Annotated in this window: 13 protein-coding genes; 6 read left to right on the top strand and 7 right to left on the bottom strand. The window is 73.7% G+C overall.

What is annotated here, in order from left to right; all coding sequences use genetic code 11:
* Positions 1-44 precede the first annotated feature (44 nt).
* Together ACYP53_RS23540 and ACYP53_RS23535 are read right to left on the bottom strand one after the other, a co-directional pair.
* Entirely contained in the window at positions 45-812 is a 768-nt protein-coding gene (locus tag ACYP53_RS23540; protein WP_189924563.1) for a TetR/AcrR family transcriptional regulator, read from the bottom strand.
* Between the two features lie 215 nt (positions 813-1,027).
* Positions 1,028-1,651 carry a LysE family transporter gene (locus tag ACYP53_RS23535; RefSeq protein WP_459648841.1) on the bottom strand — a complete coding sequence of 208 codons (624 nt, stop codon included), beginning with the start codon at positions 1,649-1,651 and terminating at the stop codon, positions 1,028-1,030.
* Positions 1,652-1,852: 201 nt separating this feature from the next.
* Between ACYP53_RS23535 and ACYP53_RS23530 the strand changes: the two genes are divergently transcribed.
* The 4 genes from ACYP53_RS23530 to ACYP53_RS23515 all read left to right on the top strand — a co-directional run bounded on the left by ACYP53_RS23530 (position 1,853) and on the right by ACYP53_RS23515 (position 6,974).
* Entirely contained in the window at positions 1,853-2,482 is a 630-nt protein-coding gene (locus tag ACYP53_RS23530) for a maleylpyruvate isomerase N-terminal domain-containing protein (RefSeq protein WP_459648840.1), read from the top strand.
* A 160-nt stretch (positions 2,483-2,642) separates the two neighbouring features.
* Positions 2,643-2,996, top strand: a complete 354-nt coding sequence (locus ACYP53_RS23525) for a hypothetical protein (RefSeq protein ID WP_459649815.1) — start codon at positions 2,643-2,645, stop codon at positions 2,994-2,996.
* Between the two features lie 193 nt (positions 2,997-3,189).
* On the top strand, positions 3,190-5,025 hold the full coding sequence (locus ACYP53_RS23520; RefSeq protein ID WP_459648839.1) for a M1 family metallopeptidase: 1,836 nt from the start codon (positions 3,190-3,192) through the stop codon (positions 5,023-5,025).
* Between the two features lie 260 nt (positions 5,026-5,285).
* Positions 5,286-6,974 carry a S53 family peptidase gene (locus tag ACYP53_RS23515; protein WP_189924555.1) on the top strand — a complete coding sequence of 563 codons (1,689 nt, stop codon included), beginning with the start codon at positions 5,286-5,288 and terminating at the stop codon, positions 6,972-6,974.
* Between the two features lie 296 nt (positions 6,975-7,270).
* Here ACYP53_RS23515 and ACYP53_RS23510 read toward each other — a convergent pair whose 3' ends face one another.
* From ACYP53_RS23510 to ACYP53_RS23490, 5 genes are all read right to left on the bottom strand, one after another.
* Positions 7,271-8,092: an anti-sigma factor family protein gene (locus ACYP53_RS23510; RefSeq protein ID WP_459648838.1), complete on the bottom strand. Its 822-nt coding sequence runs from the start codon at positions 8,090-8,092 to the stop codon at positions 7,271-7,273.
* Entirely contained in the window at positions 8,089-8,649 is a 561-nt protein-coding gene (locus ACYP53_RS23505) for a sigma-70 family RNA polymerase sigma factor (protein WP_189924553.1), read from the bottom strand. Before ACYP53_RS23505 ends, ACYP53_RS23510 begins: the two co-directional genes overlap by 4 nt.
* A gap of 57 nt (positions 8,650-8,706) precedes the next feature.
* On the bottom strand, positions 8,707-9,717 hold the full coding sequence (locus tag ACYP53_RS23500; protein ID WP_189924551.1) for a DUF1996 domain-containing protein: 1,011 nt from the start codon (positions 9,715-9,717) through the stop codon (positions 8,707-8,709).
* A gap of 71 nt (positions 9,718-9,788) precedes the next feature.
* On the bottom strand, positions 9,789-10,430 hold the full coding sequence (locus ACYP53_RS23495) for a hypothetical protein (RefSeq protein ID WP_459648837.1): 642 nt from the start codon (positions 10,428-10,430) through the stop codon (positions 9,789-9,791).
* 344 nt (positions 10,431-10,774) lie between these two features.
* Entirely contained in the window at positions 10,775-11,737 is a 963-nt protein-coding gene (locus tag ACYP53_RS23490; RefSeq protein WP_459648836.1) for a lysozyme, read from the bottom strand.
* 279 nt (positions 11,738-12,016) lie between these two features.
* Here ACYP53_RS23490 and ACYP53_RS23485 point away from each other — a divergent pair, with 279 nt between their 5' ends.
* Entirely contained in the window at positions 12,017-12,583 is a 567-nt protein-coding gene (locus tag ACYP53_RS23485) for a GNAT family N-acetyltransferase (protein ID WP_189924547.1), read from the top strand.
* Positions 12,584-12,826: 243 nt separating this feature from the next.
* A complete protein-coding gene (locus ACYP53_RS23480) occupies positions 12,827-14,563 on the top strand; it encodes a glycosyltransferase family 2 protein (protein WP_459648835.1) in 1,737 nt (578 codons plus the stop codon).
* Positions 14,564-14,597: the final 34 nt, after the last annotated feature.

Below are 14,597 nucleotides of genomic sequence, written 5' to 3'. Positions count from 1 at the left end.
CGGCGCCGATGTGAAGGGATATGTCCGACGTGTACCTCGTATCCTCAGGATGCGTCGTCGCCGTAGAACGCGTCAAGGGGAGGCGGCGGCATCCCGTCCAGCAGGCTGTCGAGGCCGCGGATCATCTCCTCGTCGTCGTCGAAGTCGGGGAAGCGGGGCACCAGGGCGCGCAGCCGCGGGTACTCGGCGGCGGGCAGCCGGTGCAGGCCCATCCGCAGGGCCGGGTCCGGCTCCTCCGGGTTGTCGACCACCTGGCGCTTGCCGACCAGCAGGCTGCCGAGGTTCCAGGCGACGAAGGCGCGGTAGACGCTCAGCGCGGTCGCGTCGTCGAAGCCGGCCCGGCCGAGCACGGCGAGGATGTGTTCGGTGAGTTCGAGCACCGGCGCCGGCCGCCGCACCATCGGGACGGTCAGCGGACGGGTCGCCACCAGCGGCAGGATCTCCGGGTGGGCGTGCGCGGCGTCCGCGAACGCCCGGGCGATCCGGCGCAGTTCCAGCCGCCACTCGGGCCGGCGCCGGTCGGAGGAGCGCCGCTCCGGGCGGCGCCGCTCGGGGCCGTGCGGGTCGTTCGCGGCGCTGGTCCGCAGCCGGTCGTTGACCTCGGTGAAGTAGGCCTCGGTCAGGCCGTCGAGCAGGGCCTCCTTGCCCGGGGTGTAGCGGTAGAGGGCCATCGACTCGACGCCCAGTTCGGTGGCCAGCCTGCGCATGGTCAACGCGGTCAGGCCCTCGCGGTCGACCAGGGCCACGGCGGCGTCGAGCACCACCGGCCGGCTCAGCCGCCCCCGCTTCTCGGTGCCGTCCCGCTCAACCATGTCCGCACTCCTCACGGTCGGTGCCAGCGTCGTCGGCCGGGCCCGAGACGGTCGGGCGGACGGCGGGGCCCCGCGGCGGGTCCTTCCGCAGGGGAACTCTCCGGAACTCTCCGCAACGGATGTCACTCAGCGGATGCAGAACCAGGATACAAGGTAGGAATCGGGCGTAAACGGTTACCTCCCGGCGGATCCGGCAATTCGTCTATCCCCGCTGGTCAGTCGACCAGCAGTCGGACGGCGAGCCAGGTGACCAGGGCGGCGGAGCCGAGTGCGGTGAGTAGTCGGCCGCGTGGGCCGGTCAGTGCACGACCCAGCAGTGCGCCACCTGAGGCGAGCAGCAGTTGCCAGCTCGCCGAGGCGGCGAACGCGGCGGCCACGAACACCGCCCGGGCGAACGCGTCGGAGGTCGCCCCGTCCCGGCCGCCGCCGAGGACCAGCGCGGCGAAGTAGAGCACCGTGAGCGGGTTCAACAGGGTGATCCCGAGCAGGGTGAGGAACGCCCGGGCGGGCGTGGGCGGCGGCTGTTCGGGCCCGGCGGCGGCCCCGGACCGGCTGCGCAGAGCGGTGTGCGCCGTACGGGCGGCCAGGGCCAGCAGCACCACCGCGGAGCCGATCCGCAACGGCCGGGCGACCGGTTCGAGCAGCGGCGCGAGACCGCCGCCGCCGACCGCGGCGAGCAGCGCGTACAGCCCGTCCGCGGCGGCCACGCCGAGGGCGGCGCAGGCACCGGTGCGCAGCGAGGTCCGCGCGGTGAGCGCGACGAGGTAGGCCCCGACGGCCCCCACCGGGACGGCGACGCCGTACCCGGCGAGCAGCCCCGCGACCAGCGCGGCCCTCACGCGCGTGCGGCGTCGGGCCTCCGGGGACGGCCGGGCTGCTGCTGGACCGGGGCCGGAGAGGCGGCGGTCACGGGCAGCGGGCGGGCGGGGGAGGAGGTCATGCGCCGATCCTGGCGGCCGGGGCCCGGGGCGGCAAGTGGTTTTCCTGGACGCCGGGTAGCGTGGGCCGTTCCGTGACCGCCACCGTTGCGAGGAGACCCGATGGACCGTCAGAACGATCCGCTGCGCGCCGTGTTGGCCCAGGCCTGGACCTCCTGGGCGCAGCGCGGCGCCGCCCTGGACGCCGAGGACTGGGACCGGCCGACCCGGCTGCCCGCGTGGACCGTCCGGGAGCTGTACGCGCACGCGGCGCCCGTGCCGGAGATGTTCACCGGGCTGCGCGCCGCCGTCCTGGACGCGCCGGCCGGGATCACCACCGGCGCCGGGATCCTGCGCGCCTACAACCGGCCCGGCGGCCTCGCCCACACCGCGGCCGGGCAGATCGCCGACGCGGCCAAGGAGGCCGCCGGGCGGACCGACCCCGCCGTACTGATCGCCCGGTTCGGGGTCGAGGGGCCGGCCGCCCTGGCCGCACTCGACGACCTGCCGCCGGACACCACGGTGGCGCACCCGCTGCTCGGCAGCGTGCGGCTGGGCGCGCTCGGCGAGGTGGCGCTGATGGAGGCGACCGTCCACCTGCTCGACCTGATCGCGGCCGTCGGCGGCCCGCCGCCCGCTGACGAGGCCCTGGCCGCGACCCGGGCCCTGCTGGCGGAGGTCGCCGACCCGGTGGCCTTCATCGAGGCGGCGACCGGCCGGACCGCGGGGGCGGTGCTGCCGGTCATCCGTTGAGCCGGCTCTCCACCGAGCCGGTCATCCGCTGAGCTCGGCGGCCCCCGGGCCTGGCCGTGGCCCGGTCGTCCGGCGGGGGTCGGTAACCCCTGGTCAGCAGTATGATCAGCGGCCGGAATAGGCCCGATCGGGGGAGAGTTCAGTGGACCATGTCCTGAGCATGTGGTGGGTGCTGCCCGTCGTGCTGTACGGCAGCGGGTGGATCGTCAAGGACGCCCGGCAGGCGCTGAAGGTGCGGCACGAGCGCAAGATGGAGGTGCTCGCCGCCACCGAGCGCAAGCACGCCGCGCTGGAGGCGGCGAACCGGCCGCCGGAGCCGATCTGCGGCTGCACCCACCACCTGGCCAAGCACGACAAGCAGGGGCGCTGCCACGAGGTCGTCGAGGCCCCGACCGCCTGGGACGCCGACCGCCGTCCGCTGCAGTACGAGGCACGGCCCTGCAACTGCCAGCAGTACATCGGCCCGGAGCCGCTCGGCACGGTCTTCGCGCAGGAGCTGGTCGACCCGCGCTGACGTTCCCGCGCTGACCTTCCCGCGCTGACCTTCCCCGCGCGGGTCCCTCGGGGCCTCTCGGGGCCTCTCGGGGCCTCTCGGGGTCGTGAGGGGTCTTCGGGGTTCGCGTTCCGCTTGATGTCATGACCTTTTCAAAGGTGCGGGTTTGCTGTCACGCTGCTGCTCCCGGCCCGCTTCCCCACGAGAGGTCCCGATGAGAAGACTCCTGCCTGCCCTGACCGGCGCCGCCCTGTTCGCGGCCGCCGGCCTCACGGCGCTCGCCACCCCCACGGTGGCGAGCGCCGCGGACTGCACGCCCGCCCAGGTCGTGGCCAACGGCGGTTTCGAGTCCGGCAGTTCGCCCTGGACGGCGTCGAGCGGCGCGATCACCGCCGACAGCGGCCAGAGCGCCCACTCCGGCAGCTCCTACGTCTGGCTCGACGGCAACGGCTCGACCCACACCGACACCCTCACGCAGTCCGTCACCCTCCCCGCCGGGTGCGGCACCGCGACGCTCGGGTTCTGGCTGCACATCGACACCGCCGAGACCACCACCTCCACCGCCTACGACAAGCTGACCGTCAAACTCGGCTCCACCACGCTGGCCACCTACTCCAACCTGGACGCCCAGAGCGGGTACGTGCACAAGACCGTCGACGTCTCCGCCTTCGCGGGCCAGACCGCGACGCTCTCCTTCACCGGCACCGAGGACTCCAGCCTGCAGACCAGCTTCGTGCTGGACGACGTCACCCTGGACGCCTCCGGCGGCACCACCCCGCCCCAGCCCGGCGACCCGACCCGCACCCCGGCCGCCCCCGGGTACACCGTCAACCTCACCAGTGACGCCTCCGGCGGCAGTTGGAGCGGGCACGAGAGCGTCACCTTCAGCAACGCCTCGCCCACGCCGCTCACCGAGGTGTACCTGCGGCTGTGGGACAACGCCCACGGCAGCTGCCCCAGCACCCCGATCACGGTGACCAACGTGACCGGCGGCACCCCCGCCCCGCTCAGCGTGAACTGCACCGCGCTCAAGGTCACCCTGCCGGCACCGCTCGCGCAGGGCCAGAGCGGCACCGTCGGCTTCGACCTCGGCATCACCGTGCCCAGCGGCGCCGACCGCTTCGGCCACGACGGCGCGTACAACTTCCTCGGCAACGCCCTGCCCGTCCTCGCGATACGCGACGCGGCCGGCTGGCACCTCGACCCCTACACCAACAACGGCGAGTCCTTCTACTCGGTGGCCGCGGACTTCACCGTGACCCTGGACCACCCGACCGGCCTGCTGGTGCCCGCGACCGGCACCTCGGTGGACACCCCCGGCGCGGCCGGACGGACCGTCACCAAGGCCACCGCGAGCAAGGTGCGCGACTTCGCCTGGGGCGCCGGGCCGTTCACCAAGATCTCCGGCACCTCGGCGGCCGGGGTGAAGGTCAACGTCTACTCGGTGTCGGGGATCAGCGCCGCCGACTCCAAGTCGATGCTCACCACCGCGACCTCGGCGGTCGACGCCCACGCCCAGCGCTTCGGCGCCTACCCGTACGGCGAACTGGACGCGGTGATCGACAACAACTTCTGGTTCGGCGGCATGGAGTACCCGGGCTTCGTCCTCGACCTGGTCAGCACCACCGCGCTCACCCACGAGATCGGCCACCAGTGGTTCTACGGCATCGTGGGCGACGACGAGTACAACGCCCCCTGGCTGGACGAGGCCTTCACCGACTACGCCACCGACCTCGCCCTCGGCAAGACCGGCAACGGCTGCTGGAACAGCGTCTCCTGGGCCTCGGCGGCGGAGAAGATCACCAACTCCATGGCCTACTGGGACGCCAACTCCTCCCGCTACTCCACGGTCGTCTACGGCTACGGCAAGTGCGCCCTGCACGACCTGCGCCGCACCATCGGCGACAGCGCGATGACCACGCTGCTGCGCGGCTACGCACAGTCGCACTGGTACGGCGTCTCCACCACCGCTGAGTTCAAGGCTGCGGCCCAGGCCGCCACCACGGTGGACCTGACCTCCTTCTGGAGCCAGCACCGCATCGAGGGCTAGCTGTGACTCGCCCGCTCGCCCATGACGCGGCTCGGGGCGGGTGACTCGCCCGCTCGCCTCCGGGGCGCTCTGACCCGGTGCCGAAAGGTAGAAGCGAGGTGTCGCCCCCGGTTCCGGCCGGGGGCGGCACCGCTTGACGTCGCGCGGGACCGGAGAGACGCTGTCCGTATACGACATAAGCGTGTGCCGTATACGGACAGTCGAAAGCGCACGACCCACCGTCGCGAGCTCCCGGCGCAGCCCCGACCGCTGGAGCGATCATGTCGAGCACCCACTACGTGGCGCTGCCGGACAGCTCCCGCGTTCCGCTCGGCGGAGCGCGGGTCATCGGACCGGCCCACTCCCAGACCCCCCTGACCGTCACCGTCTACCTGCGGCGCGCCCCCGACGCGCCGGCCCGGCCGGACGTCTACCAGCTGGCGCTCCAGGCGCCGACCAGGCGCTCGCTGCCCACCGACGACCAGTACGCCGCGGCCCACCGGTGGCTGGACTCCGACCTCAGGGCGGTCGAGGACTTCGCCGCCCTGCACGACCTCAAGGTCGACAACCCCGACCCGATGGCCCGCAGCATCCAGCTCACCGGCACCACCCAGGACGTCGCCGACGCCTTCCGGGTCACCCTGGCCCGCTACCGCTACCAGGACGCCGGCGGGAACCCCCGGACGTACCGCGGCCGGGAAGGCCAGATCTACCTGCCCGCCGAGCTGGACGGCATCGTCACCGGGGTCTTCGGCCTGGACGACCGGCCGATCGGCGCACGGCTGCTGATCCGCCGGGCCGCCGACACCGTCCCGGTGGCGCACGCCGCCCCGACCGTCCGCCCGGGCGCCTTCCTCCCGCCGCAGCTGCAGGCGCCGTACGCCTACCCGGCCGGCACCGACGGCAGCGGGCAGTGCATCGCCGTCCTCGCCTTCAACGGCGAGACGCCGCCCGGCATCCCGTCCGGCGGCTACTCGCTCAAGGCACTGCGGAACTACTTCGTCAACGTCCTGCACCAGGACATGCCGGACATCACCAACGTGGTGATCCCGGGCGTCGGCACCCCCGGCAATGAACCGGGGCAGGACGCCGACTTCGAGACGGCCGACACCAGCGGCGAGATCATGCTCGACCTGGCGATCGTCGGCGCCCTCGCACCCAAGGCGAAGATCGTCGTCTACTTCAGCGCCTTCACCGAACAGGGCTGGGTGGACGTGATCACCCGGATCGTCAACGACACCGAGAACCGGCCCACGGTGATCTCCTCCAGCTACGGCAACCTGGAGGCCGTCCCGGGCGGCCGGTGGACGGCCGGGGCGATGAAGCGGGTCGACGCCGCCTTCGCCAACGCGGCCGAGAAGAACATCAGCATCTGCTGCGCCTCGGGCGACGACGGCTCCCGCGACCAGGCCGACGACGAGCGCGCCCACGCCGACTTCCCGGCGTCCAGCCCGCACGTGCTCGGCATCGGCGGCACCAGTCTGGTGGTCGACCACGGGAAGGTCGTCAGCGAGGTCTGCTGGGACGACGGCCCCGGCAGCCGCACCGGCGGCGGAATCAGCAAGGTCTTCCCGGTGCCGCCCTTCCAGGCCGCCGTCCACGTGCCGCCCTCCGTCAACCCGCCGCACGGCCACGGGCGCGGCGTGCCCGACGTGTCCGGGCTGGCCGACCCCCGTACCGGCGTGGTCATCCCGAGCGTGGACGGCGTGCACTTCAACCAGATCGGCGGCACCAGCGCCTCCGCCCCGATGTGGTCCGCCCTGCTCGCCCGGATCAACCAGGGACTGCCCGGCTCCGCCCAGGTCGGTTTCCTCAACCCGCTGCTCTACGCCAAGTTCGCGACCGGCGTGCTGCGGGACGTCACCCAGGGCAGCAACGGGGCCTACGCCTCCGGGCCCGGCTGGGACCCGTGCACCGGCCTCGGCAGCATCGACGGCCAGCGGCTCCTGGACGGCCTCAAGGCCCTGTGAACCTTCTCTTCGGTCCGACAGGCCGGTGCGGGGCGCGCTGCGGCGCCCCGCACCGGTGCGTGCGTCTGCGTTTGCGTCTGCGGGCGCGGGCGCGGGCGTGTCAGCCGAGGGCGCGGGCGGTCGGCGGCGCCGTTGAAGTGCGGCCTCAGTGACACGAGTTCTCCTCACGTTCTCCCGAGTACGCGGCGATCGCCGCCGACCGCCGCCGACCGCCGCGCCGGACTGCTCCCGGAGCAGTCGGCGCGGCCGGGCCTCCCGGTGTCGACCGGGACACCGGGGCGTCGTCGGGGCGGGCCCTACACCGGGACCGTCACGAAAGTCTGCCCGGACTCGTTGACGACCGACACCGAGACCACGTCATCCGGCGTGACGATCGCCGAACCGTCCAACGTGGTACCGGACTTGGCGCCGACAGCGGAGACCAGCCAGCTGCCCGCGTCCGACGTCGCCCCACCCCTGGCGTTGACCACCAGGTGGCAGCGCTGGCCGGCCGGGATTCCGGTGACCGCCGCGTTCACCCGCACCCAGCCCATCGCCGGGGTCATCGTCAGTGTCATTCGGGCACCGGTGGCCGGATCCGTCACGGAGCCGGTCCTGGTCCCGGCCGGCGGCGGGGTGACGGTCGCGGTCGGCGCTGCGGTCGGGGCCGGGCCGGCGGCCACCGGCGGTGCGGTGACCGTGCCGCGGCCCACGGCGATCCCGAGGACCAGCGCCGCCACCGCCGCGACGGCCGCGACCGCGCCGATCCGGGTCCGGCGCCGGACCAGCGACGCGCCGCGTTCCGCCCGTGCCTGCCGCAGGGTCCGCTGCAGCAGCAGGTCACCGCCCGCCGGCGGGCCGTCCACCAGTAGCTCGGGCGGTACCTCGCCCAGGACGGTCTCCAACTCCCGCAACTCGGCCACCTCCTGTCGGCAAGCGGGGCAGTCGGCCAGGTGTCGTTCGACCGCCGCCGACTCGTCCGGATCGAGCACACCCAGCACGTGGGCGCCGACGAGCTCGGCGATCCGCTCGTGCGACACCGGGCCCGTACCCTCCGTGCCCATGCCGTCCGCACCCGCACCGTTCGTGTTCACATCTTCCGTGCCCATGCCGCCCATGCCCGCGTCGTCCCTGGTCACACCGACACCTCCTGCCACGTCCCCGTCCTGTCGGTGTACGAGCGCCGGAGCGCCCGGAGCGCGTAGTGCGCGCGGGACTTGACCGTCCCGGCGGGTATGCCCAGTTGCTCCGCGGCCTCGGTGACCGACAGCCGCTGGAAGTAGATCGAGCGCAGCACGTCGCGGTGTTCGGGCGACAGGCGTTCCAGCGCCTGCGACATCACCAGCGTCTCCACCACGCCCTCGGCGTGGTCGCGTTCGACCGGCACGGTGGCCGTCGCCTCGGAGACCTCCGCCACCTCGGCCGGCCGTGCCGCCCGGGCCCGGAACCGGTCGGTGATCAGGTTGCGCTCAACGGTCAGCAGCCAGCCGCGCACCGACCCCCGGGCCTCGGTCAGCGCCTCGGGGTTGCGCCAGGCCCGGATCAGCGTCTCCTGCACGGCGTCCTCGGCCGCCGCGCGGTCACCGGTGAGCCGGACGGCGTAGGCGAGCAGTGCGCCGCCGTGCTGCTCGTAGAGCGTTCGGATCAGTGCCTCGTCGGCGGCGTCCTGCCGCCCGCCCGGTCGTGTCCTCGCCATCCGCCATTCCTCCGTCGTCGGGTGCCACGTCCAGCACGTACGCGGCGGCCGTCCGGTTCAACCGGATTCCCGACAGTTGCGGTTCTCGTTCAGGCAGGCCACCACGGAGGCCATCTGCCGGTCGGTCATCAGGCCGATGTACACGGCGTGGTCGGTGAGCGGGCTGTGCCGCTGCTCGGGGAAGGCGTCCAGGGCGAAGGCCCGGGGTGGGGGCGGGAGGTAGCCGACGGTCACCCGCAGGTGCGGGATCGCGAAGGTGCCGTGCGGGCAGAGGCCGCCGGCGGACGGGAACCGCACGTGGGAGCGGTGGCCCGGGCTGTCGGTGCCGCGTCCGTCCCAGCAGCTGGGGAAGTCCAGGGTGCGGGTGAGCATGCTGCCGGCGGGGCAGAGCGGGTAGCGGTCGGTGGTGGTGCGGTCGGTGAATCCCGCACAGCCCCAGCGGGCGCCGGCCTCGGCGCCGCCGTCGGTGGCGGCGGTAGGGTCGCCCTCCAGGAGCCGGAGGAAGCGCGGCATCGGCACGACCTTCGACCACGGATTTCCGAGGTACTCGATGGAGACCCGCTCGGGAGCGAGGATCTCGCCGGGGACGTCGTGCGGGTCGTCGGAGGCCGCCACGGCGGTGCTCGGCGCCGGGGCGACGCGGTCGGTGCGGCGCAGCACCGGCCAGTAGTACGTCGAGCGGTCGCCGTCGGTGCAGGTGGTCGGAGCCGCGGAGAGGCTGTCGTCGGTGGAGTCCGCGTCCGTGGAGAGGTTGCCGACGTAGTCGTGCACGTGGTGGGCGCCGCCCGCCGTCCCGGGGGAGACCACCACGTTGTCGGCGTTGCGGTGGCCCTCCTGGTTGCGTCCGCAGTCCTGGGCGTACGAGCCGCCGGAGGCGTCCGGGCCGACGGCCGACGGCGCGGGCGCGGTGGCCGCCACCGCGGTGATGTCGACGAACTCGGACGCCGGTTCCGGCCCGCCGGGCCGGAACCGGACCGCCAACAGCGACAGCCCCAGGACGAGGCAGAGCAGGACGCCGACCGGGAGGGCGACACCCCCCGACCAGTGGTGACTGCGGTTCCGGTGCACCGCGACAGTCTGGGCGACGGGTCCCCGCACGGGCAAGGCGGCGCCGGCCGCCTCGCCGCCGTGAACGGGGGTCAGTAGCCTCCGGAGTAGCCGCCGCTCTGCGCGGCGGTCGGCGACGCGGCCTGCCCGGTCGTGCCCGGCGCCTTCTTCCCCTCGGGCGTGCTCGCGAACCACGTGCCCCCGACGCCCTGCCCGTTGGTCTGCCCCGCCGCGGTGTCCCCGGCGAAGCGGTAGAGCGGCCAGCCGTTGAGGGTCACCTGCTTCGTCCCGTCCGGCCGGGCCACACTGCCGACCAGGGCGGAGTCCACGCCGGTGACCTGGACCGCGTCCTGGGCGGTGAGCGGCGGCCACTTCGCGGCGCAGGCGTCGACGCAGGTGCTCGCGGACGGCTTGGCGGTGTCCTTGTCGAAGCGGTACAGGGTCCGGCCGGCGGAGTCGGTGACGACCGGCCCGAGCGTGGCCGACTTCACGGCCACGAGCCGGACCCCGCCGGTGCCGCCGGAGCCGCCGGAGCCGCCCGTGGCCGGGGCTGACGACGTGGCGGCCGCGGCCGGAGGGGCGGCGGACGTGGCCGCGCTCCCGCCGGAGCCGTCGGCCGTGTCCGGGCCGCAGGCGCCGGCCGCGAGAGCGAGCACGGCGACGCCGGTGGCGGCGAGCATCCGGCGCGCGGTGAACCCGGGCCGGGCGAACGTGGGCGTGGCGAACTTCGGCATGGCGAACTCCCCCTGGAGAGTGGGTGTTTGACGATCCGGGCGGTGGCCGCCCGGGCACCCTTCACACGAGTCCCGAAGGGGAACGGTTCAACGTCGGCGGGAAATTCTTTCCCGCGGGTGGCGAACGGGGCGTGTCGACGGTCTCCTGCACGATCCACGATCCACGATCCACGATCCCGAGGGCCGGCAGGCGATCAAGCACCCGAACGCCCCGCGAACCCCCGTCCCGTACCGGGACGAGTCGGCCCCGCACGCGCGGGGGTTGCTCGGAGGCCGAGCCGGTGCGGGGCGCGCTGCGGCGCCCCGCACCGGTGCGTGCGGGTGCTTCCGCGTCCGCGGGTGTGTCAGCCGAGGGCGAGGGCGCGCAGGCGGTCGGCGGCGCCGTTGAAGTAGTTCTGGTCGCCCGGGAAGGTGCCGGAGTCCGCGAACTGCCAGAAGGTCTGGTAGCCCCAGCCGTTCGGCAGGGTGCCGACGGTGGAGGCGTAGCGGGCGACCCAGAGCGGGTTGGTGGTGCCGAAGCCGCCGTTGTTGCCGGTGCACTGGGTCCACCAGTTGGTGGTGGTGTAGATCGTGGGGTAGCGGCCGGTGCGGGAGTGCACGGTGTTGCTGAAGTCGCGGATCCAGCTGACCATGGCGCTCTGGCTGAGGCCGTAGCAGGTGGCGCCGTAGGGGTTGTACTCGATGTCCAGTGCGGGTGGCAGGGTCTTGCCGTCGGCGGACCAGCCGCCGCCGTGGTTCACGAACCAGTTGGCCTGGGTGGCGCCGGAGGAGGCGTTCGGCAGCGCGAAGTGGTAGGCGCCGCGGATCAGGCCGGCGTTGTAGGAGCCGTTGTACTGCTGGGCGAAGTACGGGTTGGTGTACCCGGTGCCCTCGGTGGCCTTCACATAGGCCAACTTGGCGCCGTTGGCCGCGACCGAGGACCAGGCGACGTTGCCCTGGTAGCTGGCGACGTCCAGCCCGGGGGTCTGGGTGGCGGCGAGGGAGGCGAAGGGCGCGGCGGCGGTGCGGCCCTCGTGGGCGGCGACGGTGGAGCCGGCGAAGTCGCGGTCCGGGTGGAAGGCGGCGGTGCCCTCGGCGACGGGGGCGACGGCGGCGGCCGCGGCGACGCTGTGGCCGACGCTGGTGTCCTGGTCGGCGAACGCGGGTGCGGCCGGGGCGACGAGGCCGGCGGCCAGGGCGGTCGCGGCGGCGAGCGCGGCCGCGGCGGGCAGCCGACGGGCGGTGCGGGCGGTGGCGGTGCGGGCGGTGGCGGTGCGGGCGGTGGCGGTGCCGGGGGTGGTGCGGGCGGAGCGGGAAGAGCGGGGCATGAGCACTCCTCTGGTCCGGTGCGGGAAGGGCCCAAGTGGCCCGGTACGGCCGGGGGTTGGCGCGGCCGTACCGAACAGTAGCCAGGCCCCCGGCCGTACCGCCAGGCATCTCGGGACACATCGTGAACCGACGCCACAGGTGCCGGATCGGCCCCAGCGGCAACACCCGTTGCCGGTCTTGCCGGTCCCCGGCCCCGAGGGCGGCCCGGGCGCTGTGACACGATGCCCGCGGGCCGGCCGGAACGGGGCCGCGCCGCAGCACGGAGGAGAGGACCAGCCATGACCGACACCACCACCGACGACGCCCGACCCGTGGGGGAGCCCGTCTTCCGGCCGGCCACGCCCGCCGACGTCCCGGCCCTGGTCGAGCTGGTCGAGTCCGCCTACCGGGGTGACGCCAGCCGGGCCGGCTGGACCACCGAGGCCGACCTGCTGGCCGGGCGGCGGACCAACCCCGAGGCCGTCGCGGAGGCCGTCGGCCACGCCGAGGGGCTGGTGCTGCTGGCCGAGCGCGGTGGCGAGCTGGTCGCCTGCTGCCAGCTGGAGCGGCGTGGCGAGCGCGCCTACTTCGGCATGTTCTCGGTGCGCCCGGGCCTGCAGGGCGGCGGGGTCGGCCGGGCGGTGCTGGCCGAGGCCGAGCGGCTGGCCGGGGAGGAGTGGGGCGTCGGTGCGATGGAGATGACGGTGATCGAGCAGCGCGCCGAGCTGATCGCCTGGTACGAGCGGCGGGGCTTCCGCCGCACCGGCGAGTTCAGCCCGTTCCCGTACGGCGACGAGCGCTTCGGCGTCCCGCTGCGGCCCGACCTCCGCTTCGAGCACCTGGTCAAGGAGCTGAAGGCCTCCTGACGGCTGCCTGACGAGCTTCCGAAACCTCCTGGGGCGGGCCCCGGGCGTGGTCCGTCCGACGGGCCGCGCTCGGGGCCCGGTTCAGTTCCGCTCGACGTGAATCCGCCAGGTGATGCGACGTCAAGTCGCTGAGCTGGGCCGATGCGGAGATGTCATACCTCGTTCATGATTGGTCTAGGCCAATGTGAGAGGCTGGGCGCGAACGGCCACGTTCCGTCCATCGCCCAGGGGGGCCACTTCCGCATGCCCGTACTCCATGGCACCGCCATGCCCGCACCCGACGCCGGTCCGCGCCGGACACCCGCGGACCCCGACCTGCGCCTGCCCAGCCCGCCCGACGACGAGGAGCTGTACTGGTACTTCGGCCCGCAGCGCCGCTGGGTGCTGCTCTGCGCCACCCTCTCCTACGCGGGAGCCACCGCCACGCTCGGCCTGTTCGCCCTCAGCAAGCCGCTGCTCTGGCCGTTCCTGGTGCTCACCGTGCTCAACGCGGCCACCTGGCTGCTCTCCCTCACCGACGGCCAGCGCGCCCGCCGCTTCACCCGCGACTCGCACGACCTGCTGATGCGCGCCTGGCAGCCCGCCCGCCACCCGAGCGTGGACCTGCTGCTGCCCACCGCCGGCGAACCGCTGGCCGTCCTGGACAACGCCTACCGGCACACCGCCGCCGTCCGCTGGCCCGGCGAACTCACCGTCCTGGTCCTTGACGACGCCGACCGCCCCGAGGTGCGCGAACTCGCCGAGTCCTACGGCTTCCGGTACCGCGCCCGCCCCGACCGGGGCCGCTTCAAGAAGGCCGGCAACCTCAACCACGGCCTGGCCGAGGGCACCGGCGAGATCGTCGCCGTCCTCGACGCCGACTTCTGCCCCCGCCCCGACTTCCTGCACCACCTGGTGCCCTACCTCGACAACCCCGAGGTCGGCATCGTGCAGAGCCCGCAGTGCTTCGACACGGACGCGGACATGTCCTGGCTCGAACGCGCCGCGGGAGCCACCCAGGAGATCTTCTACCGCTGGATCCAGCCCTCCCGGGACGCGCAGGACGGCACCGTCTGCTGCGGCACCAACGCCCTCTACCGCCGCGCCGCGCTGAAGCGGATCGGCGGCTTCGCCGAGATCGACCACAGCGAGGACCTCTACACCGGCCTCGCCCTCGCCCGGGCCGGCTGGTCCACCCGCTACGTGCCCGCGCTGGTCGCCAAGGGCATGTCGCCCACCGGCCTGCCCGCCTTCATCAGCCAGCAGTACCGCTGGTGCCTCGGCTCCCTGGCCCTCGTCGGCGACCCCGGCTTCCGCAAGGGACCGCTGCCCCGCTCCGCCCGGCTCTGCTTCTGGAACGGCATCCTCGGGTACGTCACCAGCGCGGTGAACGTCTTCGCCGTGCCGCTGCCCGCCCTGATCATGCTGTTCTTCCGCCCCGAGGAGATCCAGCCCTGGCAGGTGCTCCCCTTCCTGCCGCCGATCTGGGTCGCCCTGGTGCTGCTGCCCGCGATGTCCCGCACCCGCTGGCGCTTCGAGGTCACCCGGGTCCAACTCCTCGGCGGGCTCTGCCACGTGGTCGCCATCGCGCACGCGCTGCGCCGCCGCTCCGCCGACTGGGTGCCCACCGGCGCCGTGTCGGGTGGCAGTTCACTCGCCCGCGCGGTCGCCCGGATCGGGGTCGGCTGGCTCGGGTTCGTCGTCCTCGCCGGCGTCGCCGGGCTGGTCCGGGCCGCACTGCTGCACGGCTGGCGGCCGTACTGGGCGCTCGCCGCGCTGCTCGGGCTCACCGCGTACACCATGATCCCGCTGATCAAGGCCCTGTGGCCGCTCCTGAACGGTGCGAACGGTGGCAAGGGCGCCACCGTCGGCGAGGTCGCCGCGCCCGTCCGGAGCCGCTCCGAGCTCGGGTTCGGCCACGCCGAGTCCGTCGCCGTCACCGCCGTGCTGCTGCTCTGCGGGCTGCTGGCGTCCGGCTGGGCCGATCCGCTGATCTTCTGAGTTCGTTTCTGACGGATCGTCAATTCCATGACGG

The sequence above is a fragment of the Kitasatospora sp. Ki12 genome, from assembly GCF_054601375.1.
The sequence above is the reverse complement of the archived record's forward strand: the minus strand, read 5'-3'. Positions and strand labels throughout refer to the sequence as shown.